The sequence below is a fragment of the Salaquimonas pukyongi genome (assembly GCF_001953055.1).
GTDB classification, from domain to species: domain Bacteria; phylum Pseudomonadota; class Alphaproteobacteria; order Rhizobiales; family Rhizobiaceae; genus Salaquimonas; species Salaquimonas pukyongi.
Genome location: NZ_CP019044.1, coordinates 1,951,994 through 1,978,935, shown reverse-complemented (window position 1 = coordinate 1,978,935; position 26,942 = coordinate 1,951,994). Strand labels below are relative to the sequence as shown.

The window sequence follows — 26,942 nt, the reverse complement described above, 5'->3', positions numbered from 1 at the left end:
CGTTTTTGCCGGGATCATGATCTTGTGCATTTTCTCAAGCAGGGTGGCGTGCGTGCTGATTGATTTGATAGGAACCAGACCATGACACGTTCCAATTTCCTCGCCGATCTGTTGTTTTCGATTTTCGAGCGCCGTCAGGGGCGTTCTGCCAGCGACGACAAACGTTCGACGGAAGAACTGTGTGCTGCGCTGATGTCAGAGCGCGGCGAAGCGTCCGGCACGCGTATCGCAGCTGCGGTGCTGGCGCGTTATGAAAACATGACGGAGGAGGAAAAGCGCGATTTCTTCTCGATGCTGGTCGAACAATACGATGTCGATACCGATGCGGTAAGCAAAGCTGCGGCAGACTATGCCCACTCCAACAGCAGCGAAGACCTTGCCCGGCTTTTGAAGGAGGCCGAGCCCAGGCGTCAACCATTGCTGCGGCGCCTCAACCAGGCACCGGACGCAACGGAAATGCTGGTGCGCATGCGGGCGGACCTGCTGGGGCTGTTGAAGGAAAACCCGTCCTTTCGCAGGGCCGATCTCGACTTCAGCCGCCTGTTCGAATCCTGGTTCAATCGCGGATTTCTCGTGCTGCGGCGCATCGACTGGAGAACCCCGGCCAACATTCTGGAAAAGATCATCGAATATGAAGCCGTCCACGCCATCGATGACTGGGATGACTTGAGGCGGCGACTGTTTCCTGCCGACCGGCGTTGCTTTGCATTCTTTCATCCTTCAATGCCGGAAGAGCCGCTGATTTTCGTCGAGGTTGCCTTAACGGACGCCATTCCGGCCTCCATTCAGAAAGTGCTGGCGGAGGACCGCCCGCTGGTAGGCGAAAACGAAGCCTTGACTGCGGTGTTCTATTCGATCTCCAACTGCCAGAAAGGGCTGGCCGGCGTCAGCTTCGGCAGCTTTCTCATCAAGCAGGTGGCGATGGAACTGGGCAGCACCCTGCCCAACATCAAGACCTTCGTCACCTTGTCGCCGGTGCCCGGTTTCAACCGCTGGCTTGAGCGCCAGATGGAGGACGGCGACATCGAACCTGGCGATGCCAAAACAATGGCTGCGATTTTGTCGGCAAAGGATGAGGCGGCACTTGCAGACAAGGCGGCAGATCTTGCCCGGCTGGCGGCAGAATATCTTTGCACTGCAAAGCGGCCGGACGGACATCCTGCCGATCCCGTTGCCCGGTTTCATCTGGGCAATGGTGCCCGGCTGGAGAAAATTCATACTGCAGCAGACCTTTCGCCAAAAGGAATTGCCGCCTCCAGCGGTGTGATGGTCAATTATCTTTATAATCTCAATGCTGTAGAGGCCAACCACGAAGCCTATGCGCAAAGCCGGGAGGTTATCGCTTCCAGGTCCGTTCGCAGCCTGTTGCGCGAGCGCGGCACATCGGGGAAAAAGACCCGGCGCAGCAGAAATGAGCAGGAAAGGCAATCAAGCCAGGAGACGGTTTAGTTGCCCTTTACCGGTCGAAGACAGTGACATATCCCGCAGAAAGAACAGGCACACAGAACTGCTGGTGGAGGATGATGAATTGCAACGCCGCCGGGTGATGTATAAACCGGCATGGCGCGATTCAAAAATTGCAGGGAAGCTGAGTTATGAAGGTAGGAACGCCCAAGGAAGCTGCAACCGGCGAGAACCGGGTTGCGATGACACCGGAGAGTGCGGGTTTTCTGCAGAAGCTGGGATATGAATGCCTGATCCAGGCCGGTGCGGGCAAGGCCGCGGGGTTTTCCGACAAGGCCTACAGGGATGCCGGGGTGAGGGTGGTCAAAACCGCAGCCGCCTTGTGGAAAGAAGCCGATATCGTTGCCAAGGTGCGCCAGCCCACCAAGACCGAGCTCAAGCACCTCAGGAAAGACCTGACGTTGATCTCCTTCTTCAATCCGGCGGCCAACAAGGAAGGCATGGAAGCGGCAAAAAAGGCTGGTACCAACGTCATCGCCATGGAGATGGTGCCGCGCATTTCGCGGGCACAGAAGATGGACGCGCTTTCCTCGATGGCCAACATTGCCGGCTATCGTGCGGTCATTGAGGCAGGCAACAATTTCGGCCGCTTTTTCACCGGTCAGGTAACGGCTGCCGGCAAGGTGCCGCCGGCCCGGGTGCTGGTTGTGGGGGCAGGCGTTGCCGGCCTTGCCGCTATCGGCACAGCAACCAGCCTGGGCGCGATTACCTATGCTTTCGATGTGCGGCCGGAAGTGGCCGAACAGGTTGAATCCATGGGGGCGGAGTTCGTCTATCTCGATTTTGAGGAAGAGCAACAGGACGGCGCGTCAACCGGCGGCTATGCCTCGGTTTCCAGTCCCGAGTTTCGCGAGGCGCAGTTGAAGAAATTCCGTGAACTGGCGCCCGACATGGACATCGTCATCACCACGGCGCTTATCCCCAACCGGGAGGCCCCGGAGCTGTGGACCAGGGACATGGTCCAGTCGATGAAGCCCGGCTCGGTGATCGTGGACCTTGCCGCCGAAAAGGGCGGCAACTGCAAGCTGACGAAGAAAGACGAGAAGATCGTCACCGACAATGGGGTGACGATCATCGGCTACACCGATTTTCCCTCGCGCATGGCCGCCCAGGCCTCGTCGCTCTACGCCAACAATGTGCGCCACATGCTTTCCGACCTGACACCGCAAAAGGACGGCAAGCTCAATCACGACATGGACGATGATGTGATCAGAGGTGCGACCGTCACCCACAAGGGCAAGATCACCTTCCCGCCGCCACCGCCCAAGGTTCAGGCCATTGCCGCAGCCAAGCCGAAGGAGAAGGCCAGGGAGCTTACGCCGGAAGAAAAACGGGCCGCCGAAATTGCCGCCTTCAAGGCGCAAACCAAACAGCAGGTAACGCTGCTTGCCACCGGTGCTGCCTTGATCCTGCTGGCCGGGCTTTATGCGCCCGCCAGCTTCATGCAGCATTTCATTGTTTTCGTGCTGTCGGTGTTTGTCGGCTTCCAGGTGATCTGGAACGTGTCGCATGCGCTGCACACGCCGCTGATGGCAGTCACCAACGCCATTTCATCGATCATCATTTTGGGCGCGCTGATGCAGATCGGCTCGGGGTCCTGGCTGGTCATCCTTCTTGCTGCCCTGTCGGTGTTCATGGCGGGGATCAACATATTCGGTGGCTTCCTGGTCACCCGGCGCATGCTTGCCATGTTCCAGAAGTCTTAAGGGGGCAGGGCAATGGAATTCGGATTTACCACTGCAGCCTATGTCGTTGCTGCTGTCTTGTTCATTCTTTCGCTGGGCGGGCTGTCCAGCCAGGAAAGCGCCAAGCGGGCCGTTTGGTACGGCATTGCCGGCATGGCGCTGGCGGTGGCTGCCACCCTGATCGGTCCCGGCTCCGGCCTGTGGCTGTTGTCGGTCATTCTCGTGGCCGCCGGCGGCGTGATCGGGTTTTACGTGGCAACGCGCGTGCAAATGACCGAGATGCCGCAACTGGTTGCCGCCATGCACTCCCTGGTGGGCCTTGCCGCCGTGTTCGTTGGCTTTAATGCCCATGTCGAACTGGTGCGCGTATTGGCCATGGACGAAACGTCCCGCCAGGCGCTGCACGGGTTCGCCGGTCTTCTGGCGCACAAGACGCCGGTTGAGCAGAGCATTTTGCGCATTGAACTTTTTCTCGGCATCTTCATCGGTGCGGTGACCTTTACCGGTTCTGTTGTTGCCTACGGAAAGCTGGCCGGAAAGGTCAGTTCTGCCGCCGAGAAGCTGCCCGGTGGTCATGCGCTCAACGCTGCTGCCGCTGCCATTTCGCTGATCTGCCTGTTCCTCTACTTCGGCACTGGCAGCGTCTGGCCATTGCTGATCATGACGGCAGCGGCCCTGTTTATCGGCTATCACCTGATCATGGGAATTGGCGGTGCCGACATGCCGGTGGTTGTGTCGATGCTGAACAGCTATTCAGGCTGGGCGGCGGCTGCCATCGGTTTTTCGCTCGGCAACGACCTTCTGATCGTCACCGGCGCGCTGGTGGGCTCTTCCGGCGCCATTCTCAGCTACATCATGTGCAAGGCGATGAACCGCAGCTTCATATCGGTCATCCTTGGCGGTTTTGGCGGCACGTCCGGACCGGCCCAGACGATCGAGGGAGAGCAGGTGGCCATCGACGCCGACGGTGTGGCGGCCGCCCTTGAGGATGCCGACAGCATCATCATCGTGCCCGGTTACGGCATGGCGGTGGCACAGGCCCAGCAATCGGTCTCCGAACTTACCAAGCGCCTGCGCGGGCGGGGCAAGGACGTGCGGTTTGCCATTCATCCGGTGGCCGGCCGTCTGCCCGGGCACATGAACGTGCTGCTGGCGGAGGCGAAAGTGCCCTATGACATCGTGCTGGAAATGGACGAGATCAATGAGGATTTTCCCGATACCGACGTGGTTATCGTGATCGGCTCCAACGACATCGTGAACCCGGCAGCCCAGGATGATCCGAACTCGCCCATTGCCGGCATGCCGGTGCTGGAAGTGTGGAAGGCAAAGCAGGTCTTTGTCTCCAAGCGCGGCCAGGGCGCCGGCTATTCGGGCATCGAGAACCCCCTGTTCTTCAAGGAAAACACCCGCATGTTCTATGGCGATGCAAAGGCATCCCTCGACCAGTTGCTTTCGATCATGAACTGACAGGGTTGAACGGACCGCGTTGTGCTGGTCGCCGGTTCGGCGTTCATGACCTGGTGTGCATATGGCCACCAATTCGGCTACAAGCTTTTGGAGCGCCGGTTGTTCCGCGGCGCCATGGATGTCACCCCAGATCATTGCGATGTATCATAAAGCACTGAAAAACAGAGAGAAACTCTTTGCCGTCGCACCGATGATCGACTGGACGGACCGTCATTGCCGGTTTTTTCACCGCCAGATGACACGCCATGCGCTGCTGTACACGGAAATGGTGGTGGCCGATGCGATCCTCCATGGCGACCGCGGCCGGCTGCTGGACGATGATACGCCCGGGCCCGTGGCGTTGCAGCTCGGCGGCAGCGACCCGGACAAGCTTGCCAAGGCGGTGGAACTTGCCGCCCCCTGGCCCTATTGCGAAATCAACCTCAATGTGGGCTGCCCGTCCGACAGGGTGCAGTCGGGCACGTTCGGTGCCTGCCTGATGCGCGACCCGGCGCTTGTGGGGCGCTGTATTGCCGCGATGAAGTCTGCCACAACCTTGCCGGTCACCGTCAAGTGCCGCCTCGGGGTTGATGATCAGGATATCGGGCCGGCGCTCGATGCCCTCGCCGAAGCGGTGTGGGAGGCGGAGGCCGATGGGGTGTGGGTTCATGCCCGAAAGGCGTGGCTTGAAGGATTGAGTCCGAAGCAAAACCGCGAAGTGCCACCGCTCGATTATGGGCGCGTCTACCGGTTGAAGCGGGAAAATCCGTCCCGTTTCATTGGCTTGAACGGTGGTCTTGAAAGCTTGAATCATGCCCTGGGTGCAATCGAAGGCGATGATGTTGTGTTGGACGCGGTGATGCTGGGCCGCGCGGCCTATCAGACACCGGGCATTCTAAGAGATGCCGACCGGCTGTTCTTTGGAGACGCGCGCACTCCCGTAAATTGGGAAGGCCTGGTTGAGGCGATGGCAGACCATGCCGCTGCTCACATTCAATCGGGTGGACGGCTGCATCACGTTACCCGTCACATGACCGGCCTGTTTCACGGGTTTGCGGGCGCCAGGGCCTGGCGGCAGATACTGAGCACCGAGGCGGTCAAACCCGGTGCCGGGCCACAGGTTCTGTTTGCCGCTTTTGAGAAGGTGAAGCCGGGTCTTGCCGCCGAACGCCACGGCGCCGTTTCCTGCGGCGAACCTGCCTGAAGCAATCTGCAATGGACGGCATATCCGCTTGAACGGATTCATAACGTTGGGTAACTTCGGTTCCGGTACCGGAAATCGAAAAGGGGCACAGGGTTCAATGAACAGGCGTGGTTTTGTATTGGGCGGCGTGGCTGCCGGGTTGGGCGGGGCGGCTACCGGTATTTTGAGTGTGGCCTTTCCTGATGGGGCGGCTGCTGCCCAATCGAAAAAGCGCGTCAAGGTCGATCCAAAATACGCGCCGCAGATCGTTGCCTATCCCAACCGCCACAAGCGCGGTACCATCGTCATCGATACGCGCAAGCGGTTCTTGTATCTTGTCCTGTCGCCGGTTGCCGCCCGCCGCTACGGCGTTGGCGTTGGCCGCGATGCGCTGGCCTGGTCGGGGACAGCGACCATTGACGCCAAGAAGGAGTGGCCGAGCTGGCGGCCGACCGACGAAATGATCGCCCGCGAACCGGGAAAATACGCCAAATACCGCAATGGCATGCCCGGCGGGCCGAACAATCCGCTGGGTGCAAGGGCGCTCTATCTGTTCGACAATGGCTATGACACCTTCTACCGCATCCATGGAACGACAGCTCCCCACACCATCGGGCGGGCCGTTTCCAACGGTTGTATCCGCATGATCAACGACCACGTCATCGACCTGTACAAACGCGTGCCATTGGGCACCAAGGTCGTTGTACTCTGATATCCGGGTTTTCTTGACGCCTGAAAGTGGGCGGCGTAAGGCTGGCAGGCTGGCGGGGTTCCCACCCGTTGGCCCAAAAAAGGCTGTCCAGGCCTCGCCGTCCCGCCCCGTATTCCATGAAAGGGAACCATTGTGGAACTTCTGCCGTCTTTGGGGGAAGTCTATCCCTTTGTCATTGCCTTGCTCATTGCCGGTGTGGTTGCCGGATTTCTTGCCGGGCTGTTTGGCATTGGCGGCGGAGCGGTCCTGGTGCCGGTGTTTTATCAGGTGCTTACAGCACTCGGTGTAGACGATGCGGTGCGCATGCATGTGGCGGTCGGCACCTCGCTGGCCGTTATTGTTCCAACATCGCTGCAGAGTTTTCGCAAGCACCATGCACGCGGTGCGGTCGATATGGCGCTGTTGCGTTCCTATGCCTTTGCCGTTCCCTTCGGCGTTATCTGTGCGGCCTTGGTGGCTGCATGGATCTCCGGGGCGGGCCTGCGGCTGATCTTTGCGTGCATTGCCCTGATAATTGCGTTCCGCCTGTTGCTGGCGCGCGATAACTGGAAGCTTGCCGGTGACATTCCCACCGGTCCGTTGCGGACGTTCATCGGCTGGCTGATCGGTTTTTTGTCAACGTTCATGGGCATTGGCGGCGGGGTGATGAACAATACGTTCATGACCGCCTATGGCAGGGCGATGCATCAGGCCGTTGCAACATCTTCCGGTGTTGGCGTGCTGATCTCCATTCCCGGCGTGATCGGTTACATTGCCGTCGGCCTTGGCGCTGACGGATTGCCGCCGTTTTCCCTCGGCTATGTCAACCTGCTGGCATTCGCGTTGATCATCCCGACCACCATCTTGATGGCGCCATTGGGCGTGAAGGCCGCGCACAGCCTGTCGAAACGCCAGCTGGAAGTGGGTTTCGGGATCTTTTTGCTGCTGGTTTCGCTGCGCTTCTTCATCAGCCTGTACTGACGGAAAGAAGGCAACGCAGCAATCAGTCCGTCAGGATCAGCCGGTCGCCGCGGATTTCGAAGCTCCACAGGGTTTGAAGGAAATTCATGCCGAGCAGACTGGTGTCGAGACTGCCGCGCCCGGCAACCAGAGCCCGTGTCCGGTTGCGGCTGATGTCTCCGATATCCAGCGCGGCGATGGTCACCGGTGCTGCTGTTGTGGCCCCATTGGCGGTCTGAATCGGCGTGGAGAACGACAAGGCTGCCACGTCGATGCCCGCCTGTTCTGCATCATCGGCTGTCAGCACGATGGTGCTGGCACCGGTATCGACCAGAAAACGGACAGGTGTGCCGTTGACGGCGGCATCAATCTCGAAATGGCCGTTGGCCGATCGTACCACCATCACCTGTCCGCGGCCATCCTGGCTTTGACCGGAAACCGGGCTTCCGGGGATAAGACCGGCTGTCAGGGCCGAACCGAAATCCTGCAATTCGTAGCGATAGATGTAGCCTGTCATCAGGGCCAGGATGATGCCAAGCCACAAAGTGGCGTTGCGGGCGTTTTGGGCGAGGGAACCACGCGACAGGACGGCCGCGCCAATGACCGTGCCCCAAACGCCATAGAACAGGATGCCGGCGAACAGGTTGCTTTCCAGCCCGAACACCGTTCCCTGGTCATGGTTTAATATGAGCAGGATAAGGCCGGCACCGATCAGGCCGAGAATGATCCACAGTGTTTTCACTGATCTGCCGCTCCATCCGCCCGGTTTTGTGACATTGCTGCCTCATCGCGTTCGCGGGCCAGTCTGCGGCGCCGGGTTTCGCGGCGTGGCTTGCGCTCCACCGTTGCTAGGCGGGCTTCAAGGCCATCCATGATCTGTGCCCGTTGCGCGTGGGTGTAGTTCATCCAGCCGGCAATCTCGTCGCGCGTGCGACCGCAGCCAAAGCAGTAGCCGGTCTTCATGTCGATCGAACAGACCAGAATGCAGGGGGAGGCGATCTCGTTCATGGGATAGTCCATATTCAATGCTTCAACAGGCAGTTAGGCATGATCTGAAGGGCTGGCAAGCTTGGTGGACCAATTTTCGTCGGCCAGGCCCGCCAACGTTGCGTTTTGCGGCGGTGGCGCTATTGATTCGCGGTATCCTTTTCGACAATGGTCTTTCAAACATGAACTGGAACAGGCATGGCCCTCAGTGGATTGCCTTTTGACGACATACGCACGCTGATTGCCGGTCTGCCGGAAGCCGACAAAGCAGCCCACAGGCTCGCTGTCGCGCGAAGCGAAGTGCTTATTGAGCACCTTGGCGCCATGCACAGGGAGGCGGAACTTGCAGCCTGGCTTGCCGCGTGGAGCGGCAAGAGCCCCAGGGCGGAGCGTCCGCTGTTGGCCCTGTTTGCCGGTACTCACGGGGCAGCAGAACATTCACTGCAGGAAGATACCATCGCAACGGTGACGCGGCTGGCTGCAGGGGGCAGCGCGGTAAACCAGATTTGCGCCGGTCAGGACATTGGTCTGAAGGTTTTCGATCTTGCGCTGCAAATTCCGGTTGGGGATGTCTGCACAACCGAAGCAATGGACGAGAAGGGGTGCGCGGGGACCATCGGGTTCGGCATGGAGGCGATTGCAGGCGGTGTGGACCTGCTCGGCCTTGCCGCTTTCGGCAGGGGCGGGGAGATTGCCGATGCCGCCCTGATCGAACTGGTGGGTGGACAGGACCGGGAGGTGGCGCTTTCCCATGCCGGGATCAATCCTGCGGGCGAGTGCGCCAAGCAGGTTGAAACAGCGCTAGCCCATCACGGTGCCGCAAGTGACCCGCTTGAACTGCTTCGCCGTCTGGGCGGGCGTGAGCATTCGGCGATTGCCGGTGCAATTCTGGCAGCGCGGGTCAACCATGTGCCGGTCGTACTCGGCGGCACCAGGGCGCTTGTGGTGGCGCTGCTGCTTGAAAACATCACCAAAGGTGCCTGCGCCCATTGTGCGGTGGCGGGAGGCGAAGCGGCGGGGCTGGCCGGGCTGGTGGCGAAAGCGTGCGGTATGCCGCACCTTCTTTCAGGTTTTGGCCTGTCCGGCGAGGGCCTGCAGGCAGCGCTTGCCATGGCGCTTGCAAGAGCCGTGGCCGCCGCCCATGAAGGGTTTTCCGAAAGCGTATGAGTGTTTTTCAGGAAGCTGCTCTGGAAGCAGCGTGCAGGCCCTGTTTTCGGGCCCGCTCATGGCCAAGGTTTTCGGTCTTTTCCATGATTTCGAGTACGCGGGTGCGCGGGAAGCTGGCGGTTACCACCGTTCCTTCGCGCAGAACCGATTTCAAGTCGAACCGGCCGTCATGCATGTGCATCAGCGCCTGAACGATGGGCAGGCCGAGGCCTGTGCCCTGCTCGGCGCTCTTGATGGCAATCGAGCCCTGACCGAATGAGGAAAGCACGACCGGAATCTCTTCTTCGGGAATGCCGGGCCCTGTGTCGCGCACCGAGAAGTACTGCCCTCCAAGGCTGGTCCAGCCGACCCTGACGGTGATCTTGCCGCCGGTGGGAGTGAACTTCAAGGCGTTGGAAAGCAGGTTGAGCGCAATCTGCCGCACGGCCTTTTCGTCCGCCCAGATCAGGGGGAGATTCTCTTCCGCCTGAAGAGAGATATCCACCCCCTTGGTGCGCGCCTTCAACGCTACCATCTGGTTTGCTTCCTCCACGATATGCGCCAGCTTGATCGCCTCTTCCTTCAATTCGTAGCGCCCGGCCTCGATGCGGGACAGGTCGAGGATCTCGTTGATCACCTTCAAAAGATGCGTTCCGGAGGCATGGATGTCGGTAATGTATCCCTTGTAGGTATCGTTGCCGAGCGGCCCCAATACCTCACCCTGCATGACCTCTGAAAACCCCAGTATCGCGTTCAGCGGTGTGCGCAGTTCGTGGCTCATGGTTGCCAGAAAGCGTGACTTGGCGAGGTTTGCCTCCTCAGCGCGCCGCCGGGCTTCTTCCGACATCGATTTGGCAGTCTCCAATTCCGCAATCAGGTTTTCGCGTTCGTGATGATGGGCCATCGAGGAAAGAATGGAGATGCGGAAGCGGTTTGCGACGAAATAGAAGAAAACCTGGGAGCCGATCAGGATACTGCCCATTACCAGCGGCGCAGGCTGGAAAGAAAGGATAAGCCGCAGTGCAAGCACAATGGTCGGGGGCGCGGATGTCATCAAGAGATGCGCACCGAAGCCGTGCGACAGCATCATGGTGACCGCCTGAAAGACCAGGATGGCGGAGAACTGGATGATCAGGAACGTGTCTTCCACGTTGCAGCTTGAGCAGTAATAGATGGCGAAGGATGACCAGGAAAAGGCGACCAGCATCTGCGCGCCCATAAAGCGGCGGCGCCACTTGGGAAGTTCCTTTTCCTCACCGTCGGTCTTCAGATAGCGGCCGGAGACGGCAAGCAGCACGCCATAGGAAAGAATCACAATTGCCGCCCAATAGGCAGCCAGCATGGCGCCAACCCACTGGCTCGATACCACGGCGATAATCATCACGAACAGCGGCAGGGCAAGCTTTGCGTTGACGTGGTTTTCCGCATAGGAGCGCAGCCGCTCCACCTCGTATTTGACCGGCCGGTGCATGCTGGACGAGGCGTATTTGCGCGCCTCGCTGATCATCTTGCCGGACGCGGAGCGGCGCTTTGTGCGATCAACAATGATCTTGTCGGTGGATTGTGACTGCCTCTGGCTCATGCCCTGTATCCGGCCTGCACGTAACAACACTGGTGCCATTGAGGTCTTTGCGCCGCGCAAAAGGCCTCAATGCAAAACAAAACAGCAGGCTGAATCCCTGTCCCGGCAAGTGTGGTTGAGGGGACGTGGCATGATCCGGCCATGATTCCAGCCATTTCGCCCATATGGCAACCCATCCGATGGCCTGGAAAAGGTTGGAGGAAGAGCTGGCTGGCTGTTAAGGAAATCTAGAAAGGAATGGTTAATATCCTCTTTAGGACCGGCGGGAGCGTGCGCCGAAAGAGGGCATTCAGAGCGGGGTATACGGGTTATTTTCAACAATCGGCAAAAGAGGGGACGGCGCAGGGCATCCCCGTGGCGGCGGCGGGCGCGGCGGGCCGCCGACTATTTTGCCGCCGCCTGTTTGATGGCACTGGTCGCGGTGGGTGCGGCATGGTTTGCCAGGCTGGGGGAACGCGATGTGCAGGGGCCGTTCAAGATTGTTGATGGCGACAGTCTGGAGGCAGCCAGCCAGCGTTACCGGTTAAAGGGAATCGATGCGCCCGAATATACCCAGACCTGCCGAAAGAACGGTGCAGATTGGCCCTGCGGGCGGGAAGCGGCGCGGCATTTGCGCCGTCTGGTAGACGCGGGCAGTACGGTGTGCAGCGGCGGTGAGGTGGACAAATTCGGCCGCCTGCTCGTGGTTTGCCATGCCGGCGATGTCCAGGTTAACCGGCAAATGGTTCTTCAGGGGTGGGCGGTTTCCTTCGGAGCCTATGAGGCAGAAGAGCGCCTTGCGCGCCGCAATGAAAGCGGGCTGTGGGCCGGGGAATTCGAACGTCCGCGTGAATGGCGCGAATTACATGGCCGGGTGGTCGAAGAGCAGGGCGCGAGCCTTCTCGACAGTCTTGTCAACCGCGGACGGTTGTGGCTGCAATCGGTTTCCGGCTGGTTAGTGCGTGAAAGGCTCTAGGAGAATAAGGCATATGTGGCTGCATGACGGCGGACGGGCGCCCAATCCCCGCAGGGTTCAGATATTTCTCAAGGAGAAAAGCATCGAAATCGAGCGGGTGCAGTACGATATCAACGCGCTGGAGCAGAAGTCGCAAGCCTTTACCCGCCTCAACCCGATGCAGACCTTGCCGGTGCTGGAACTTGATGACGGCACCGCCATTGGCGAGACCGTGGCCATATGCCGGTACTTCGAAGAAACCGTGCCTGAACCCAATTTGATGGGGCAAACGCCGCTTGAAAAGGCGCAAATCGAGATGTGGCAGCGGCGGGCGGAACTTTCCTTCCTTCTGCCGGTGGCTTTCGCCTTTCGCCATCTGCATCCTGGTGCCAGCAAGATCGAGCCCGTGCAGATCGAGGAATGGGGCAGGATCAACCAGCAGCGGGCGGTGCGTTTCATGGGCATTCTCGACAAGGAACTTGCAAGCCGGGATTATGTCGCCGGTTCCCGGTTCACCATTGCCGACATCACCACATTCGTTGCCTGTCAGTTCATGAAGCCGGCACGCATTGCCATGGATGCGGCACATCGCAATCTGGCAGGCTGGTTTGCGCGCATTGGCGAGCGGCCGTCGGCCGCGTTCGATTGAGTGGGCCCGGCATGGCAGATGACGTTCAAAAGCTCCACCGGCAGATCCGCAAATGCCGTGTGTGTATCGACCAGCCGCTGCGCACGCCCTTGCCGCACGCGCCGCGGCCTGTTGCCGTATTGTCGCCGACGGCGCGCATTGCCATTTGCGGTCAGGCGCCGGGCATACGGGTACACAAGTCCGGTGTGCCCTTCACCGATCCATCCGGCGACCGCTTGCGGGACTGGATGGGAATAACCGGCGAGGCATTCTATGATGCCGCCCGCATCGCCATTGTGCCGATGGGATTCTGTTTTCCCGGATACGACAAACACGGGGGAGACCTGCCGCCGCGCCGCGAATGCCGCCAGACCTGGCATGACAGGGTATTTGCGGCAATGCCTCAGCTTGAGCTTAAGCTGATCATCGGCGGGGCGGCCTTGTCCTATCATCTGCGGCCGGCGGCGGCGAAGTCGGTCACACGAACGGTTTCCGACTGGCGGCGCTACTTCGAGGAAGGTGGTGAGGATGAGGGGCCGGGACGCTGCCGGGTCATCCCGCTGCCGCATCCTTCCTGGCGCAACAATGCATGGTTGAAGAAAAACCCGTGGTTTGAAACCGACTTGCTGCCGGTTCTGCGGGAAACGGTTCAGACGATGCTCTGATGGCTGCCCGAAACAGCGCCGGCTTGCGGCGTTCGTGGCACGGTTTGGGTGATTTTTTCAAACAACGGCAAAATCCGGTTGACCGGGAGAAGATCATTCTATTTTGTTTGCTTTTTGCCCGTTTTGTTTGCGAGATTGCCGATGGACCGTACAGACCGGAAAATCCTTTCCATTCTTCAGGAAGATGCGACCATGCCGGTCGCCGATATTGCCCGCAAAGTCGGGCTTTCAACCACTCCGTGCTGGCGGCGGATACAGAAGCTTGAGGAAGACAAGGTTGTCGAGCGGCGCGTGGCGGTGCTCAATCCCGCCAAGGTGAATGTCGGCGTGACGGTCTTTGTCTCGATCCGCACGGACAAGCACAATGCGGAATGGCTGAAGCGGTTTTCCGAGGTAATCACGAAAACGCCGGAAGTGGTCGGGTTCTACCGCATGAGCGGGCAGATCGATTACCTGCTCAAGGTCGTGGTGCCCGACATCACGGCCTATGATGCGGTCTACAAGCGGCTGGTTTCCGATATCGAGATCGAGGATGTTTCCTCGACCTTTGCCATGGAGCGCATCAAGGACACCACGGCGCTACCGCTTGACTATATGGCGGTCGACAAGAGCTGATCGGCCAGCGGCGGCACTACCATACATCCGGTTTTTTCCCCTCCGCCTCATAGCGCTGGAACTTTTCCTGCAGATAGCGCTGAAAGCCCTCGCTGCCCTGGTATTTTTCTTCCGCCACATATTCGAACATGGAGACGAAGTGGAAGGGCTTGAAATAGCCCGGCATGCGCAGGACCTCGATTTGGGGCATCGTGCCAGCTCCGCCCTTGCGCAGAAATACAATGGTGGGAGTAAAGTTGACGTTCCATTTGCGGGCCAGGTCGCGCTCTTCCAGCGCTTCGCCGTCGAAATCGGTAACTTCGCGCGAACCCCACATGTTCAGTTGCAGGATGCCGAAATTCGATTGTACGTAATTCGAGATTTCGTCCCTGGCGAAATTGACCTCATGCATTTCGCGGCAGTAAGGGCATCCGCGCTGCTCGAAAAGTACGGCAAAATGCTTGCCTTCTGCTTCAACTTCCGCCTTGTCCTCGGCAAGGTCGAGAAAGGTTTCCATGAACCAGGGCTGGACGTGCAGCCCGTCATCATTGACTTCCGCAGCACCGGCGGAAAATCCGCTTGCTGTAAACAGCAAGGGCGCCGAGAAGATGATCTTGTTAAAGCTTCTTCGTGACACAGGGGCCGGCATGTTTTTCTCCCTTTGCTGTTTCGCCAGGGCCATCATTGTGCCGCAGACAGGGCGGCCATGTCCACGGGCCTCACGACAGCGTGAGACAACGGCCCGGCATCAGTGCGATTCCCGCTGGCGGAGTCGCTCGATCAGTTTGCTGCCTTGAAGTTCCTTTGCTGCATCACGGCCAATCCAGGATGCGGTTTTGCCGGATGAGGCCGCGAGCTTGCAGGCAAGCTCAAGAGCGGCGGCGTTTAGTGCCAGATTGCGCTTGCCGATTTGGCGCAAAGCCCAGTTTACCGCCTTCTTGACGAAATTCCGCTCGTCGGTGGACGCTGCCTCGATCAACGGCAGATAGGCAAGAAAGAGCGCGTCAGGCGCATTCTTGTTATGCACCGCTCGCCAGGCGATGGTTGAAAAAGCCGCCCTGCGGACGAATTCGCGCTCATCGTTGCACCAGTTACGGATAGCTTCTTCCGCCGGTGCCACGCGGTCGAACAGATTGCCGCAAACCTGGTCGCAGATGTCCCAGGAATCGAAATCTGCAACCCAATCGTCCATCATGGCCCGGCTTACCATTGCCGGCTCGGCAACGAGGCTTGCCAGGATGCGCGCTTCCAGGATGCCGTTCTCCCACAGGGCTATTGCAAGGGCATGATCCTTGCCCGCCTGTTTGGCGATTGCCCGTATGGCGGGTTTGGGTACGCCCAGCGCCCTGTCGGGGGGAATGCCGAAGCGCGCCATGCCGGCACGGTTCTCCTCACTTGCCGATTGCTCGAGCCGGTGGATCAGTTCGGCTGCGGATGGTGATGGCGTCATGAAGGGGATACCTGACAAATTGGCGGCAAGACAGCTTGCCATCGCACAAGCGCCCCGGCAATGTTTGCAGGAACAAGGAGGAGGGTGGTCATGAGTCGGCTCTTACGCTGGATTGGATGGGGATCGCTGGCGCTGCTGGTTTTGGCTTTGGCTATGCTTGCCGGGATGTACGGGCTGTTGCGCAACACGGTTGCGCCGGCCAGCGGTGAAGCGGATATGGCTGGGCTTTCGGCGCCTGTTGCGATCATCAAGGATGCCCATGGAGTTTCCCATATCGAGGCCGAGACCCGATTGGATGCAGTACGCGCGCTAGGCTGGGTACATGCCAGCGAACGGCTGTGGCAAATGGAAGTGCTGCGGATGGCGGCCCAGGGCAGGCTGGCGGAAATGTTCGGCGGCCAGGCCGTCTCCTCCGACCGTTTCCTGAAGACGCTGGACATAGCCACTGCGGCGAAGGCCTCGCATGAGAAGCTGACGCCGCAGACCCGGGCGCTGATCAACGCCTATGTGGAAGGTATCAATGCCTGGATGAAGCGGGAAACCGGCAAGTTTGAGCCCTCCCTGCCGGTGGAGTTCATTGTTTTGGGCCATCAACCCGAGCCGTGGACGGCCTGGCAACCGGTGGCGCTGTTGAAGGTGATGGCGCTGACGCTGGATGCGAACATGGATGAGGAGATTGGCCGGCTGGCGCTGGCCGGCCGCCGGTTCACCGCCCGGCAGATCGAGGAAATCTATCCGGCAAACGAGCGCGACAACCCGCCGGCACTGCCCGATCTCGAGGCGTTGTACGGCTTTGACAAGGCGCCGCGCATAAAGCCGGCTGGTGAGAGCGCCGACAATGCAACCGCGCCATGGACGCTGCAACTGCCGGCCTCCAACAATTGGGCAATCTCAGGGGTCAAGACGGAATCCGGCAAGCCGCTGCTGGCGAACGATCCGCATCTGGGGCTGACGGCGCCCAGCACCTTTTACCTGGCTCATCTGCGCTGGCGGCAGGAGGGGGAAATCCGAAACCTGATCGGGGCACGCTGCCTGGAACGCCGCTTGTGCTGTCGGGCCGCAATGACTGGCTCGCCTGGGGGCTGACGACAACCTATCTGGATTCCCAGGATCTGTTCCTGGAACAGGTCAATCCCGACAATGCCGGCCAATATCGCACTCCGGACGGATTTGCCGATTTCGGCCAGGAGGAAGTCACGATCAGGGTGAAAGGCGGCGAGGATGTAGCACTGTTGCGCCGCACCACGCGGCACGGTCCGGTATTGCCGGATGGCTACCGCTCTCTCGGCGAATTGTTGCCGAAAGGCCATGTGGCAGCGCTTTCCTGGACGGCGCTTGCCAGGGATGACGTTACCTTTGACGGCGTTATGGCAATGTCGGATGCCCGCGGCGTTCCGGCTTTTCTGGAGGCGGCGCGGCTTAACGTGTCGCCGATGCAGTCGGTGGCGGCGGCAGATGTGACCGGCAATATCGGACTGATCGCTTCTGGCCGTGTGCCGGTACGCTCGCCGCTTAACCGCATTGCGGGGCGTGCGCCCGTTCCGGGCTGGGTCGATTTTTATGACTGGCAGGGCTATCTTGCCCCTGCGCAACTGCCAACCCGCCTCAATCCGGCGGAAGGGGCTGTTGCGACGGCAAATTCCAACTGGCTGCCGGCCGATTACAAAAATCACATCACGTTCGACTGGGCCGAAGCCTTCCGCCAGCAGCGGGTCGAGGATCTGTTTGTCACCTCGACGCAAAAGCAGACGCTGCAAACGATGAAGGCAGGGCAGGCAGACCGTTATTCGCCGGCGCTGGTGGCGTTTCGGAACGAAGCCTTCCGGCTTATTCCCCAGGGCGTGCGATTGAATGAGGAACTGCAAAACGCATTACGTCAGTGGGACGGCATGATGGATGCGGATTCGCCGTTTCCGCTCATCCTGACCGCCTGGCATAAAAACCTGCAGGCGCGCATGTTGAAAGATGACTTGCAGGACGATTTCGGACTGGTGGAAAAAGGCAGCATGACACGCATGCTGGCCATGATGCGGTCGACGGGCGCGCGCAACTGGTGCGACGATATCATTACGCCGGCCAATGAGACGTGCGGCGACATCCTGTTCGCCGCCATTACCGAAACCCTGCAGACGCTGGAAAAAGCGCACGGAGCCGACTGGCGCAAATGGCGATGGGGCGATGCCCACAGGACCGTGCATGAGCACCGCCCGTTTTCCCGTGTCGGAGCGCTTTCTCGCTTCTTCACCATCCGCAGGGAAATGGACGGAGGCAAATACACCTTGCTGCGCAATTCCAACGATTTCAGCAAGGATGATCCGTATGCGGGGACTCACGGCTCGGCGCTAAGGGCGGTGTACGACCTGTCCGATCTTGAGAAGTCCGAATTCATCATCTCCACCGGGCAGAGCGGGAATGTGATGTCGCCCCATTATGATGATCTGGCGGATATCTGGGCGCAGCTTGACTATGTGCCGATGGTAACGAAGCCGGAAAGCTACCGCCGCGATGCCTCGGGGAAGTTTGTTCTGAAGCCCGGTTCATAGGGTTGCGGCGAATTCAGTGTCCGCTGGTTTGCGCCCGGCTCATGCGCTGCATCACGCCGTCCTTGTCAATTACGGCATGCTTTATTGCACCAAGGACATGCAGAACGACCAGTGGCAAAATGGCCTGACCGGCGATTTCATGAACCTCTTCCATGGCCTCGTGCAGATCGCGGGAACGGCCGATCGGCGAGGGAATTTCCATAATACCAAAAACGTCAATCGGCGTGCCAAGTGACCAGGGGACAAAATAGCCCGTCACTACCGCGACCAGAATTGCGGCCAGCATGGCCCATAATACGAAGGTTGAGAGCAGGTTGAGTAATGCCGGCTGGTCCGGCTTTGCCGCAAACCCATGAAATGGCCGCCGCAAAACCCGCCAGATCAGCAGTATGCCCAGCAGTGCGCCGCCCCCAACGTGAAATGCGTAGGCTGCGCTGCCGCGATCGCCTTCATGGGTGAAAAACAGCGCGATCACGGCAATGGCGGCAATCCAGTGAAGCACAATGGAAAGGCGCGAATAACCGTCCTGCGAGGTGGCCATGGGGTGGTCCTCCGATTTGCCAGAATGACAAAGGTATCGGAGAAGCCGGGGAGCAAGACAACTTAATTATCGGTAAGGATTGACGGTGCCTACGAACTGCCCATGTGTTTTGCAGTTTTTCGGCGGTTGATAGCGGCTTTTGCTTCGGTCCGTTTGCCGGGCTTTCCTGGCGGCTTTCTCAGATGGGCGATGGAATTGGCGTAATATTGCAGCAACAGGATTTCGTCAGGGTTGATACGGTAAAGCCCCTGCCTGGTATGGATGATGAGATGGCGCAGGGTGAGCATGCGGATGCCCGTTGTCAGGGTGTAGTCACGGTCATGGCGGGGAATGTGAAGATGAGCGCCATTGTCCAGAAGCTCCGTCATCAGGTCGAACACACGGGATTTCAGCTCCAGTTCCCCGAGCTGGTGGTCCTGGTTTTCCAGCATGACAGTGGCAACAAGGGCTACCGGCAGAACCGGAATGACGGTGCCGATTTCTTCCAGCAGGGTGTTGCCGAGTTTTTCCACCGCGCCGGGCGGTTGCGGCCTGCCGTTGCCGGCTTTGACGGGAGGTGGCGTAACGTTGGAAAAATCAAGGCGGTTTTCTTTAGCGAATGCCTTCAGTGACAGGGGCTTTCCGAAGCTGACACAGGCATGGCCATAGCGGTAGAGTTTTCCCTGAAGCCGCAATTTCAGCAAATGGCCGATGAAACCGAGAACGGTTGTCGGCGAGACGGAAAAATCCCTGCCGGTGCGTTCCTTCTCGGTTTTTGCCGTCAGGATGCGGTCTTCGAGCACCCGGTCGTAGTTGATGCCGACGGGAATGAAGACGATGTCGCGGTCGACAGCTGGATTGAAGCCGCCAACCATGTAGGAAAGCAGGCCCAGCTTGGCGTCGCCCAGCTTGCCATTGCGCGACAGTCCGCCTTCGGGAAACACCGCCTGTGTAACGCCCTCATCGGTTGCCTTGCGAACATAGGCGGCCAGCACCCGGCGGTAGAGCGTGTTGTTGGATTTCCTGCGGATGAAATAGGCGCCCATGGAACGGAATATGGATTGCAGCAGCCAGATGCGCGCCCATTCGCCCACGGCATAGGACAGCGAAGCACGGGTGGACGCCATGTAGGTGACCAGCACATAGTCCATGTTGGAGCGGTGGTTCATGACGAATACGACGGCGGCTTCGGGAGGAATGTTGCGCAACGCCGCATCATCGGCATAGCCGAGGCGGACCCGGTAGACGAATTCAGACAACCATCTGGCTGCGCGTGTGCCAAAGCCGAAATAGGCGAGCGGTGAAAAGGTCGGAACGATCTCGCGGGCGTAGGCCGTTACTTCCTTCATCAGTACCGATCGCGGCTTGCCGGTTTCCTCATGTTCGGCCTCTACCGCGTCGATGACGCCGTGATCGTACAAAAGCTGGTCTACCAGGCTTTCGCGATGGGCAAGCTTGAAGGGCTGGATGCGCAGATCGAGGCGGGTGTTGAGTTCGTCAATCGCGTCGTTGACCCGGCGGCGGAAATACCAGCGAACGCCGGGCGCGAAGATACGGTCGACAATGGCGATGGCTGCCAGGATCGCCAGAATGACGAATAGCCAGAAGGGAAGGGTGACAGGGCTGGTCAAACAGCGCTCCATACCGGATCGGGGAGGGCAAGGCTAACCCCGCGGGAGCGGATTGCCAATGGCGGATCAGATGCCGAATTCACTCCATGGGATGAAATCGAGCATGTCGCCCTTCGAAACACCGGTAACTTCCTCGCCAATCTCGACAAGCCCGCCGCTTTGCCAGAGGCCGGAAATCAGGCCGGAACCGTCGCGGGCGAACTTTTCAAGCCTTGGCCGGCCATCCTTGCCGGCGATGATCTTGCCGCGCCAGAATTCGCGGCGGCCGGGCTTCTTTTTATTGATTTCAAACCCTGCGGGCAGGGGAAAGCGGGCCGGTTCATGCCATGGCGCGCCGGCAAGGCGAAGCAATGCAGGGCGGATATAGAGCAGAAAACACACCATGCAGGCGACCGGATTTCCCGGCAGTCCGAAGAAGACGGTTTCGCCAATCTGGCCGAAACTCATCGGGCGGCCGGGCTTGACGGCAAGTTGCCAAAGATGGCGCTTGCCGATTTCATCCAGCGTGTTGACGATGTGGTCTTCCTCGCCGCGTGACGTGCCGCCAGAGGAGATGATGGCATGATGGTTTTCGGCAGCTCCGGTCAGCTTCCTTGCGATAACATCCGGATCGTCGGGCAGAATGCCCAAATCGCTCACTTCCACCGGCAGGCGGGCCAGCAAGGCTTTCAGCATGTGGCGGTTGGTGTCGTAAATCTGCCCTTCTTCAGCATTGCTGCCTGGTTCCACCAGTTCATCGCCGCCGGAAAGCAGCGCCACTTTCAGTCTGCCGAAGACGGGAACTTCAGCAAAACCGGCGGATGCGATGGAGGCGACAAGTTGTGGCGTCACGACCGTGGCGGCGGCGGCAATGGCATCGCCGCGTTTGAGATCCTCGCCTGCCTTGCGGCGGTTGGCGCCGGGTTTCAGGCCTGGCGGGATTTGGACAAATTTGCCGTCTTGCCTGCCTTTGCAATCTTCCTGCATGGCAACGCTATCAGTGCCATCGGGCATCGGCGCGCCGGTGAAAATGCGAGCGGCACTTTTGGGTGCAAGCGGTTTTACCGCTCCGCTGCCGGCGGCGATGCGTGCCGTTACCGGAAAATTGCCATCCAGTGCCAGATAGTCAGCATGCAAAAAGGCATAGCCATCGACGGCGCTGTTGTCTGCCGGTGGCACGTTGCGGGGCGAAAGAACGGGTTCTGCCAGAATACGGCCCGCGGCCTGATCCAAAGACACCGTTTCGCATTCTGCCACTGGCGCAAGGCGGGTTTTCAGCAGATCGATTGCCTCGTGATGGCGCATGCGTTCGCTGTCATGAAGGAAGCAGTCATCGAGCAGGCGGCCCGGGGCGCTGGCTTTATTCGGCGGCATCGCTGCGTGCCTTTTCAAGCCAGGCAAGAATGAAGTCCGCAATATCGGAGACCTGATCGGGATCGAGCCGGGGCAGGGGGCATTCATCCATCTTTGCCGCACTGCCAATCAGAACAATGCTGGGATCCTCCCGCCACAACATGGGGTCGGAAGCTGGCCGGGGCGTTTGCGTTTCCCGGATCATCTCGATCTTGGGATGATCCTCACGCTTGTAGCCTTCAATGATAACAAGATCGCAGGGGGAGAGACGTGCCAGAATATCATCGAGGGAGGGCTCTTTTTCCTTGCGCAATTCATGCATTAGCGCCCAGCGGTTGCGGGAGACAAGCGCGACCTCGCTGGCCCCTGCCTGCCGGTGCTGCCAGGAATCGCGGCCTTCCTGATCGACATCGAAGCTGTGGTGGGCGTGTTTGACCGTGGAGACCTTCAGGCCGCGTGCGGTGAACTCGCGCACCAGGTTTGCCACCATGCGGGTCTTGCCGGAGTTCTTCCAGCCGGTAACGCCGAAAATGCCGAGTCGCGCCTTCATGTTGCTGCCGTGCCGATCATCTGCTCCGCCTGCTGCATGTCCTGCGGCGTGTTGATGTTGAAAAACGGGTCGCTGCCGTCAGGGGCGAGCGGAAAATCGACCTTAACCAGATTGTGGCGCTGGGCAAAGAGCATCACCTTGCGCTCGCCTTCCTCAACCAGGAACCGCCGCAATGCCTCGCGCAGGGCAATCGGCCAAAGCCCGAAGGTCGGATGGCGGTTGCCGCCGCTATAGGCAAGACAGATGGTTTCGGACTTTCGTTCAACTGCAAGGGCGGTTTTCAACCGGGAAACATAGTCTGCCGGAAAAAAGGGGGTATCGCCGGCTGCGGTCACCACATGGGTGGCTGCTGGCCGGTGTTTGTTGCACCAGTCCATGGCGGCAAGAACGCCCGCAAGGGGGCCTGCAAAACCATCAACGGTATCGCCCTGTACGGGGAGGTCCAAAAACGCAAAGCGTCCAGGATCGCCATTGGCATTGACGATCAGCTCGCCGCACTGGGCGGCAAACCGGCTGCAAATGTGTCCAATGAGCGGCTGGCCGGCAAGATCGAGCAGGGTCTTTTCCGCACCCTCCATCCGCCGCGACAGACCGCCGGCGAGGATGACGCCAACCAGTTGCGCACTGGTTTCGTCAACATCATCTGCAGTGGCTTTGCCGGTCTTCCCGTCAGTCATCGCGGCTTGCCTTGCGATTGTGTTTTGCGTCTTCTTCTGCTTCGGCCTCCGGGTCGCTGTCAAAGACGATGCGTTCTGCGCCGGAAAGGGCGACGAAGCGTTTGCCGCGGGCACGCCCGATCAGCGTCAGGCCTGCCTGGCGGGCCAGTTCCACACCCCAGGCGGTGAAGCCTGAACGCGAAACAAGTATCGGAATGCCCATCATCACCGTCTTGATGACCATTTCGGAGGTCAGCCTGCCGGTGGTGTAGAAAATCTTGTCACCGGGATCGACGTTGTTGAGCATCATCCAGCCGGCAACCTTGTCGACGGCGTTGTGGCGTCCGACATCCTCCATATAGACCAGCGGTTTGTCTGCCTTGCACAACACGCATCCATGGATGGCGCCAGCCTTCAGATACAGGCTTGGCTGGGTGTTGATTTCGCGGGTCAGGGCATACAGCCAGGAAGTCCTGAGCTTGGCGCCGGTCCCCAGCCTGATCTTTTCGAAGGTATCGATGACATCGCCGAACACCGTACCCTGTGCGCAGCCTGACGTTCGAACCTTCTTTTTCAGTTTCTCTTCGTAATTGGTCTCCCGTTCGGTGCGCACAACGACGACATCAAGGTCTTCGTCATGCTCGATCGCGGTGATGACGTCCTCGCGGGAAAGCATGTTCTGGTTTGCCAGATAGCCAGCCGCCAGAAGACCGGGATGATCGCCGATCGTCATCATGGTGACGATCTCCTGGGCGTTGAGAAAAAGCGTAAGCGGCCGCTCGGTGATGACATCGGTGGCAACGGCTGTGCCGGTATGGTCGATGCCCTCGACTTCAGTCGAAAGAGCGGGATCTTCAGGGGTGGGCCCGATGATGAGTTTTGTTGTCATGGGGCGTTTTTACACCTGCTTGCCGCTTGAGGCCATCAGCCTGTCGATGTGGCGCGTATATAGCGTCATGAAAATGCCGAGAATGCCGGCTGCCAGCATCAGCCAGAGCAGGGGAAAAGGGCCGCTTTGGGGAGTCAGAAGGTGTCCTGCCAGTACAGAAAGCGCCGCGCCGCCGCCAATCTGCATGGCGCCGCCGAGACCGGCTGCCGATCCTGCCAGATGCGGACGCACGCTGATCATGCCCGCATTGGCCGATGGCAGCACCATGCCATTGCCCATGCCGAGGAAGAACAGCGGGCCGAAAAACCCTGCCGCATGACTGCCGCCGAGCGAAAAGTAGACGAGTGAAAGGATGATGCCGGAAGCGGCGATCAGGGCGCCGGCGATCATCATGGTGAATACGCCGGCCCGCGCCGCATAACGGCCGGACAGGAAGTTGCCGAACATGTAGCCGATGGCGATGAAGATGAAATACACGCCCAGCGCGGATGGCGACAGGCTGAGGTGATATTGTGCGACATAGGGCGCGCCGCCGATATAGGCAAAGAACATGCCCGAGGCGAACATGGCGGAAAACACGAACCCCCAGAAGCGGCGCGAGGTGAGCAGTTCGGGGTAGGAGCGGAACTGGCTGGTCATGCCGGTGGAGCGGTGCTGATTGGTTTCCCTGAGGTCGAGAATGACGATGGCAAGAACTGCCACTCCCATGGCAGCGGTCATCCAGAAGACCGATTGCCAGCCGAACATCTCCTGCAGAACCCCGCCGATGACCGGCCCGACCATGGGCGCCAGGGTCATGCCCATGGTAACATAGCCGATCATGCTGGCGGCCCTTTCCATGGGCACCATGTCGCGCACGATGGCCCGTGACAGCGCAAAGCCGCCCACCACGACGGCCTGAACCAGGCGCGCTGCCATGAAAATCTCTATGGTGGGGGCGAGTGCTGCTGCAACTGTTGCCAGCAGAAAAATGAAAATTGACCCAATCAGTATCGGCCGCCTGCCAAACCGGTCGGACAAGGGACCGACGATGATCTGCAGGACGGCCGTGGCGGCAAGGTAAGCGGAGACGGCGAGCTGCATGACCGCGTAATCGGTCTTGAACCAGTCGGCCATCGCCGGAAGCGAAGGCAGGATAACATTCATGTTCAGTGCGCCGATCCCGGCAACCAGTACCAGGGTCAGGATGTGCGGCGGGGTGGAAAGATCGAGAAAGCGGGCACGCGGCTGTTCTCCCTCTTGCGGGTAGTGCGGCGGCGCAGAAGGTTCAGGCTGTGGCGGGGTCGTGAAGTCCATGGGGCGGGGCAGCCGGGGTGCGGCCGGTTCTCCATTTCATGAGCGGTTTGGCGGCGGCGTGATGGATTGCCGGTGGACGACGCGTTCCCGGTACAGGGTGTAAACCCCCGTCGCCACGATGATCGCCGAACCTAAAAGCGTCAAGAGGTCGGGCCGTTCACCAAAGACGAAGAACCCGGCAATCATGGCAAAGATCAAAATCGTGTAGCGAAAGGGCGAAACGAAGCCGATATCGCCAACCCGCATGGCCGAGATTACGAAATAATAGCCGACAATCAAAAACAGCGAGGCGGCGGCGAGCTTGCCCCATTCGACTGCGCCGATGGGGTTCCATGCCTCGCTGAGGGCAATCGCTGCCCCCATCAACGCAACGGCGAGGGAGGTTGTAAGGGTTATCATCAGGCCGGGAATTTCCCTCGGCAGGGTGCGCGTGGTCAGGTCGCGTATGATGCAGCCCCCAACGGCAATCAATACCAGTACCGAATGGATGGTGAAGCCCTCCATGCCGGGGCGGATGATGATCATGACCCCGGCAAAACCGATCACAATGGCGGCCAGGCGCCGCCAGCCCACGGGTTCACGCAAAAACAGGGCGGCGGCAGCGGTCAGTGCCAGGGGCAGGGCCTGCAGGATCGCGGTCGCGTTGCCGATCGGCATGTTGAAAATGGCGGTGACGAAGCAGGCCGTGGCGATCATCTCGCCCAGGGTTCTAAGCAGAATGCGGGGATGCAACAGGATGCGCGGTGAACGCCAGTGACCGAACAGGCGCGCCAGGCCAAAAATCAACACGCTTGCAAACAGACCGCGAAGCATCAGCGTCTGACCGAGATTTAGCGTATTGCCTACGGATTTGACGATGGCGTCGTTGACGGCAAAGCCTGCCATGGCAACGACCATGAACAGGCTGCCCTGGAGGTTTTCCCTCATGTGGCCGGATGATTGCATCCTCAAATTCCAATAGATGGCGATTGGCGTTGAGACGGAAGGCCTGCGAAGGCAGACAAGACGAAAAGAAAGGCACAAGGCCCGCGGCAGGCAAGCAGCGGGCATCATGCAGCAGCGAAAAAGGTTAGCCGCCCGTGGTGCTCATATGGCGGGCGACGGAAGGAGTGGTATTGCGGCCGATGATGAAATCATGTCCCTTGGGTTTGCGGGTGATGGCTTCATCGATCGCGGTTGAAAGTAGTTCATTGCCTTCGGATGCACGAAGCGGCTCGCGCAGGTCAGCGGCATCCTCCTGGCCCAGGCACATATAGAGCGTCCCGGTACAGGTCAGGCGCACCCGGTTGCAGCTTTCGCAGAAATTGTGGGTCATCGGCGTGATGAAGCCGAGCCGTCCGCCGGTTTCCTCCACCTTGACATAGCGCGCCGGGCCGCCGGTTTTGTAGGGGATCGGCGTCAGGCTGTATTTTTCTTGCAACTGCTGGCGCACCTGTGACAGGGGCAGATACTGCTCGGTGCGGTCTTCCTCGATCTCGCCCAGGGGCATGGTTTCGATCAGGGTGAAGTCATAGCCTTCGCCATGGGCCCATTTCAGCATGTCCTCGATTTCATGCTCGTTGACGCCCTTCAGGGCGACGGCATTGATCTTGATGGCAAGACCGGCCTTCTTTGCCGCCTCAAGCGAGCCCATTACCTGTTCCAGCCGGCCCCAGCGGGTGATTTTGGCGAACTTGTCCGCATCGAGCGTGTCGAGGGATACGTTGACGCGCCGCACGCCGCAATCAAACAGTTCACCGGCAAAGCGATGCAGTTGAGAGCCGTTAGTGGTGAGCGTCAATTCCTCGAGCGCGCCGCTATCAAGATGGCGGCCAAGGGAGCGCACCAGTTGCATGATGCCGCGGCGCACCAGCGGTTCGCCGCCGGTAAGCCGCAATTTGCGAACGCCCTTTGCAACAAACTCGCTGCACAGGCGGTCGAGTTCCTCCAGCGTCAGAAGGTCTTTCTTGGGCAGAAAGGTCATGTCTTCCGCCATGCAATAAACACAGCGGAAGTCGCAGCGGTCGGTGACCGATACGCGAAGATAGGTGACGGCGCGGCCAAACGGGTCGATCAGGGATGGATCGCTGCCGGGCTTGCCAATGCTTGGATAATCGCTCGTGTCCATGGA

Annotated in this window: 27 protein-coding genes; 13 read left to right on the top strand and 14 right to left on the bottom strand. The window is 59.7% G+C overall.

Going from position 1 to position 26,942, the window contains the following annotated elements:
* The first annotated feature begins 81 nt into the window (after nucleotides 1–81).
* The 6 genes from BVL55_RS09560 (at nucleotide 82) to BVL55_RS09535 (ending at nucleotide 7,450) form a co-directional block, all read left to right on the top strand.
* Nucleotides 82–1,449, top strand: coding sequence for a malonyl-CoA decarboxylase (locus tag BVL55_RS09560; RefSeq protein ID WP_075996697.1), 1,368 nt, complete (start codon nucleotides 82–84; stop codon nucleotides 1,447–1,449).
* Between the two features lie 146 nt (nucleotides 1,450–1,595).
* A complete protein-coding gene (locus BVL55_RS09555; RefSeq protein WP_075996696.1) occupies nucleotides 1,596–3,170 on the top strand; it encodes a Re/Si-specific NAD(P)(+) transhydrogenase subunit alpha in 1,575 nt (524 codons plus the stop codon).
* Nucleotides 3,171–3,182: 12 nt separating this feature from the next.
* Entirely contained in the window at nucleotides 3,183–4,616 is a 1,434-nt protein-coding gene (locus BVL55_RS09550; protein WP_075996695.1) for an NAD(P)(+) transhydrogenase (Re/Si-specific) subunit beta, read from the top strand.
* A gap of 118 nt (nucleotides 4,617–4,734) precedes the next feature.
* Entirely contained in the window at nucleotides 4,735–5,799 is a 1,065-nt protein-coding gene (gene dusA / locus BVL55_RS09545) for a tRNA dihydrouridine(20/20a) synthase DusA (RefSeq protein ID WP_244530476.1), read from the top strand.
* 97 nt (nucleotides 5,800–5,896) lie between these two features.
* Nucleotides 5,897–6,490, top strand: coding sequence for a L,D-transpeptidase (locus BVL55_RS09540; protein WP_075996694.1), 594 nt, complete (start codon nucleotides 5,897–5,899; stop codon nucleotides 6,488–6,490).
* A 141-nt stretch (nucleotides 6,491–6,631) separates the two neighbouring features.
* Nucleotides 6,632–7,450, top strand: coding sequence for a sulfite exporter TauE/SafE family protein (locus BVL55_RS09535; protein ID WP_075998050.1), 819 nt, complete (start codon nucleotides 6,632–6,634; stop codon nucleotides 7,448–7,450).
* A gap of 22 nt (nucleotides 7,451–7,472) precedes the next feature.
* On the opposite strand, the gene BVL55_RS09530 is transcribed toward BVL55_RS09535, so the two are convergent.
* Both BVL55_RS09530 and BVL55_RS09525 read right to left on the bottom strand, forming a co-directional pair.
* Nucleotides 7,473–8,171, bottom strand: a complete 699-nt coding sequence (locus BVL55_RS09530) for a retropepsin-like aspartic protease family protein (RefSeq protein ID WP_075996693.1) — start codon at nucleotides 8,169–8,171, stop codon at nucleotides 7,473–7,475.
* Entirely contained in the window at nucleotides 8,168–8,437 is a 270-nt protein-coding gene (locus BVL55_RS09525) for a DUF1289 domain-containing protein (RefSeq protein WP_156892612.1), read from the bottom strand. Before BVL55_RS09525 ends, BVL55_RS09530 begins: the two co-directional genes overlap by 4 nt.
* A gap of 177 nt (nucleotides 8,438–8,614) precedes the next feature.
* Between BVL55_RS09525 and BVL55_RS09520 the strand changes: the two genes are divergently transcribed.
* Nucleotides 8,615–9,583 carry a nicotinate-nucleotide--dimethylbenzimidazole phosphoribosyltransferase gene (locus BVL55_RS09520; RefSeq protein WP_075996692.1) on the top strand — a complete coding sequence of 323 codons (969 nt, stop codon included), beginning with the start codon at nucleotides 8,615–8,617 and terminating at the stop codon, nucleotides 9,581–9,583.
* Between the two features lie 7 nt (nucleotides 9,584–9,590).
* On the opposite strand, the gene BVL55_RS09515 is transcribed toward BVL55_RS09520, so the two are convergent.
* Nucleotides 9,591–11,144: a sensor histidine kinase gene (locus tag BVL55_RS09515; RefSeq protein ID WP_075996691.1), complete on the bottom strand. Its 1,554-nt coding sequence runs from the start codon at nucleotides 11,142–11,144 to the stop codon at nucleotides 9,591–9,593.
* Nucleotides 11,145–11,550: 406 nt separating this feature from the next.
* Between BVL55_RS09515 and BVL55_RS09510 the strand changes: the two genes are divergently transcribed.
* The 4 genes from BVL55_RS09510 (at nucleotide 11,551) to BVL55_RS09495 (ending at nucleotide 13,986) form a co-directional block, all read left to right on the top strand.
* Nucleotides 11,551–12,099 carry a thermonuclease family protein gene (locus BVL55_RS09510; RefSeq protein WP_075996690.1) on the top strand — a complete coding sequence of 183 codons (549 nt, stop codon included), beginning with the start codon at nucleotides 11,551–11,553 and terminating at the stop codon, nucleotides 12,097–12,099.
* Between the two features lie 13 nt (nucleotides 12,100–12,112).
* Nucleotides 12,113–12,727, top strand: a complete 615-nt coding sequence (locus BVL55_RS09505; RefSeq protein WP_075996689.1) for a glutathione S-transferase family protein — start codon at nucleotides 12,113–12,115, stop codon at nucleotides 12,725–12,727.
* A gap of 11 nt (nucleotides 12,728–12,738) precedes the next feature.
* Nucleotides 12,739–13,371 (top strand): uracil-DNA glycosylase family protein, encoded by a 633-nt coding sequence (locus BVL55_RS09500; protein WP_075996688.1) that lies wholly within the window; start codon nucleotides 12,739–12,741, stop codon nucleotides 13,369–13,371.
* A 141-nt stretch (nucleotides 13,372–13,512) separates the two neighbouring features.
* The gene (locus BVL55_RS09495) at nucleotides 13,513–13,986 is read left to right on the top strand and encodes an Lrp/AsnC family transcriptional regulator (RefSeq protein WP_075998048.1); all 474 of its coding nucleotides are present in this window, start codon (nucleotides 13,513–13,515) and stop codon (nucleotides 13,984–13,986) included.
* A gap of 16 nt (nucleotides 13,987–14,002) precedes the next feature.
* On the opposite strand, the gene BVL55_RS09490 is transcribed toward BVL55_RS09495, so the two are convergent.
* Nucleotides 14,003–14,614 carry a thioredoxin family protein gene (locus BVL55_RS09490; protein WP_083649658.1) on the bottom strand — a complete coding sequence of 204 codons (612 nt, stop codon included), beginning with the start codon at nucleotides 14,612–14,614 and terminating at the stop codon, nucleotides 14,003–14,005.
* 99 nt (nucleotides 14,615–14,713) lie between these two features.
* Complete coding sequence (locus BVL55_RS09485; RefSeq protein WP_075998046.1) at nucleotides 14,714–15,415, bottom strand: DNA alkylation repair protein; 702 nt, start codon at nucleotides 15,413–15,415, stop codon at nucleotides 14,714–14,716.
* A gap of 90 nt (nucleotides 15,416–15,505) precedes the next feature.
* Between BVL55_RS09485 and BVL55_RS17205 the strand changes: the two genes are divergently transcribed.
* Together BVL55_RS17205 and BVL55_RS17200 are read left to right on the top strand one after the other, a co-directional pair.
* A complete protein-coding gene (locus BVL55_RS17205) occupies nucleotides 15,506–16,501 on the top strand; it encodes a penicillin acylase family protein (RefSeq protein ID WP_162841486.1) in 996 nt (331 codons plus the stop codon).
* The gene (locus BVL55_RS17200; protein ID WP_162841485.1) at nucleotides 16,462–17,958 is read left to right on the top strand and encodes a penicillin acylase family protein; all 1,497 of its coding nucleotides are present in this window, start codon (nucleotides 16,462–16,464) and stop codon (nucleotides 17,956–17,958) included. The genes BVL55_RS17205 and BVL55_RS17200 overlap by 40 nt, the downstream gene beginning before the upstream one ends.
* Before the next feature lie 13 nt (nucleotides 17,959–17,971).
* Here BVL55_RS17200 and BVL55_RS09475 read toward each other — a convergent pair whose 3' ends face one another.
* From BVL55_RS09475 to moaA, 9 genes are all read right to left on the bottom strand, one after another.
* A complete protein-coding gene (locus BVL55_RS09475; RefSeq protein WP_075996687.1) occupies nucleotides 17,972–18,499 on the bottom strand; it encodes a cytochrome b in 528 nt (175 codons plus the stop codon).
* Nucleotides 18,500–18,588: 89 nt separating this feature from the next.
* Complete coding sequence (locus BVL55_RS09470) at nucleotides 18,589–20,109, bottom strand: 1-acyl-sn-glycerol-3-phosphate acyltransferase (protein WP_162841484.1); 1,521 nt, start codon at nucleotides 20,107–20,109, stop codon at nucleotides 18,589–18,591.
* Between the two features lie 66 nt (nucleotides 20,110–20,175).
* Nucleotides 20,176–21,462 carry a molybdopterin molybdotransferase MoeA gene (locus BVL55_RS09465; RefSeq protein WP_083649473.1) on the bottom strand — a complete coding sequence of 429 codons (1,287 nt, stop codon included), beginning with the start codon at nucleotides 21,460–21,462 and terminating at the stop codon, nucleotides 20,176–20,178.
* Nucleotides 21,449–21,991 carry a molybdopterin-guanine dinucleotide biosynthesis protein B gene (mobB, locus tag BVL55_RS09460; RefSeq protein WP_075996685.1) on the bottom strand — a complete coding sequence of 181 codons (543 nt, stop codon included), beginning with the start codon at nucleotides 21,989–21,991 and terminating at the stop codon, nucleotides 21,449–21,451. The genes BVL55_RS09465 and mobB overlap by 14 nt, the downstream gene beginning before the upstream one ends.
* Complete coding sequence (mobA, locus tag BVL55_RS09455; protein WP_075996684.1) at nucleotides 21,988–22,668, bottom strand: molybdenum cofactor guanylyltransferase MobA; 681 nt, start codon at nucleotides 22,666–22,668, stop codon at nucleotides 21,988–21,990. The genes mobB and mobA overlap by 4 nt, the downstream gene beginning before the upstream one ends.
* Nucleotides 22,661–23,536: a formate dehydrogenase accessory sulfurtransferase FdhD gene (fdhD, locus tag BVL55_RS09450; RefSeq protein WP_075996683.1), complete on the bottom strand. Its 876-nt coding sequence runs from the start codon at nucleotides 23,534–23,536 to the stop codon at nucleotides 22,661–22,663. Before fdhD ends, mobA begins: the two co-directional genes overlap by 8 nt.
* A 9-nt stretch (nucleotides 23,537–23,545) precedes the next feature.
* A complete protein-coding gene (locus BVL55_RS09445; protein ID WP_083649472.1) occupies nucleotides 23,546–24,832 on the bottom strand; it encodes a multidrug effflux MFS transporter in 1,287 nt (428 codons plus the stop codon).
* A 36-nt stretch (nucleotides 24,833–24,868) separates the two neighbouring features.
* Complete coding sequence (locus tag BVL55_RS09440) at nucleotides 24,869–25,777, bottom strand: DMT family transporter (protein WP_244530475.1); 909 nt, start codon at nucleotides 25,775–25,777, stop codon at nucleotides 24,869–24,871.
* A 124-nt stretch (nucleotides 25,778–25,901) separates the two neighbouring features.
* Nucleotides 25,902–26,939: a GTP 3',8-cyclase MoaA gene (gene moaA / locus BVL55_RS09435; protein WP_075996681.1), complete on the bottom strand. Its 1,038-nt coding sequence runs from the start codon at nucleotides 26,937–26,939 to the stop codon at nucleotides 25,902–25,904.
* Nucleotides 26,940–26,942: the final 3 nt, after the last annotated feature.

What these genes read in the sequence shown, in the direction of transcription:
- mobB (WP_075996685.1), bottom strand. Translation starts at nt 21,991, where the DNA reads ATGAAGGCGCGACTCGGCATTTTCGGCGTTACCGGCTGGAAGAACTCC.
- fdhD (WP_075996683.1), bottom strand. Translation starts at nt 23,536, where the DNA reads ATGACAACAAAACTCATCATCGGGCCCACCCCTGAAGATCCCGCTCTT.
- BVL55_RS17205 (WP_162841486.1), top strand. Translation starts at nt 15,506, where the DNA reads ATGAGTCGGCTCTTACGCTGGATTGGATGGGGATCGCTGGCGCTGCTG.
- BVL55_RS09555 (WP_075996696.1), top strand. Translation starts at nt 1,596, where the DNA reads ATGAAGGTAGGAACGCCCAAGGAAGCTGCAACCGGCGAGAACCGGGTT.
- BVL55_RS09525 (WP_156892612.1), bottom strand. Translation starts at nt 8,437, where the DNA reads ATGAACGAGATCGCCTCCCCCTGCATTCTGGTCTGTTCGATCGACATG.
- BVL55_RS09475 (WP_075996687.1), bottom strand. Translation starts at nt 18,499, where the DNA reads ATGGCCACCTCGCAGGACGGTTATTCGCGCCTTTCCATTGTGCTTCAC.
- BVL55_RS09505 (WP_075996689.1), top strand. Translation starts at nt 12,113, where the DNA reads ATGTGGCTGCATGACGGCGGACGGGCGCCCAATCCCCGCAGGGTTCAG.
- BVL55_RS09495 (WP_075998048.1), top strand. Translation starts at nt 13,513, where the DNA reads ATGGACCGTACAGACCGGAAAATCCTTTCCATTCTTCAGGAAGATGCG.
- BVL55_RS09440 (WP_244530475.1), bottom strand. Translation starts at nt 25,777, where the DNA reads ATGCAATCATCCGGCCACATGAGGGAAAACCTCCAGGGCAGCCTGTTC.
- BVL55_RS09550 (WP_075996695.1), top strand. Translation starts at nt 3,183, where the DNA reads ATGGAATTCGGATTTACCACTGCAGCCTATGTCGTTGCTGCTGTCTTG.
- BVL55_RS09520 (WP_075996692.1), top strand. Translation starts at nt 8,615, where the DNA reads ATGGCCCTCAGTGGATTGCCTTTTGACGACATACGCACGCTGATTGCC.
- BVL55_RS09560 (WP_075996697.1), top strand. Translation starts at nt 82, where the DNA reads ATGACACGTTCCAATTTCCTCGCCGATCTGTTGTTTTCGATTTTCGAG.
- BVL55_RS09445 (WP_083649472.1), bottom strand. Translation starts at nt 24,832, where the DNA reads ATGGACTTCACGACCCCGCCACAGCCTGAACCTTCTGCGCCGCCGCAC.
- BVL55_RS09540 (WP_075996694.1), top strand. Translation starts at nt 5,897, where the DNA reads ATGAACAGGCGTGGTTTTGTATTGGGCGGCGTGGCTGCCGGGTTGGGC.
- BVL55_RS09510 (WP_075996690.1), top strand. Translation starts at nt 11,551, where the DNA reads ATGGCACTGGTCGCGGTGGGTGCGGCATGGTTTGCCAGGCTGGGGGAA.
- BVL55_RS09515 (WP_075996691.1), bottom strand. Translation starts at nt 11,144, where the DNA reads ATGAGCCAGAGGCAGTCACAATCCACCGACAAGATCATTGTTGATCGC.
- moaA (WP_075996681.1), bottom strand. Translation starts at nt 26,939, where the DNA reads ATGGACACGAGCGATTATCCAAGCATTGGCAAGCCCGGCAGCGATCCA.
- BVL55_RS09500 (WP_075996688.1), top strand. Translation starts at nt 12,739, where the DNA reads ATGGCAGATGACGTTCAAAAGCTCCACCGGCAGATCCGCAAATGCCGT.
- dusA (WP_244530476.1), top strand. Translation starts at nt 4,735, where the DNA reads ATGTCACCCCAGATCATTGCGATGTATCATAAAGCACTGAAAAACAGA.
- BVL55_RS09490 (WP_083649658.1), bottom strand. Translation starts at nt 14,614, where the DNA reads ATGCCGGCCCCTGTGTCACGAAGAAGCTTTAACAAGATCATCTTCTCG.
- BVL55_RS09465 (WP_083649473.1), bottom strand. Translation starts at nt 21,462, where the DNA reads ATGCCGCCGAATAAAGCCAGCGCCCCGGGCCGCCTGCTCGATGACTGC.
- mobA (WP_075996684.1), bottom strand. Translation starts at nt 22,668, where the DNA reads ATGACTGACGGGAAGACCGGCAAAGCCACTGCAGATGATGTTGACGAA.
- BVL55_RS09485 (WP_075998046.1), bottom strand. Translation starts at nt 15,415, where the DNA reads ATGACGCCATCACCATCCGCAGCCGAACTGATCCACCGGCTCGAGCAA.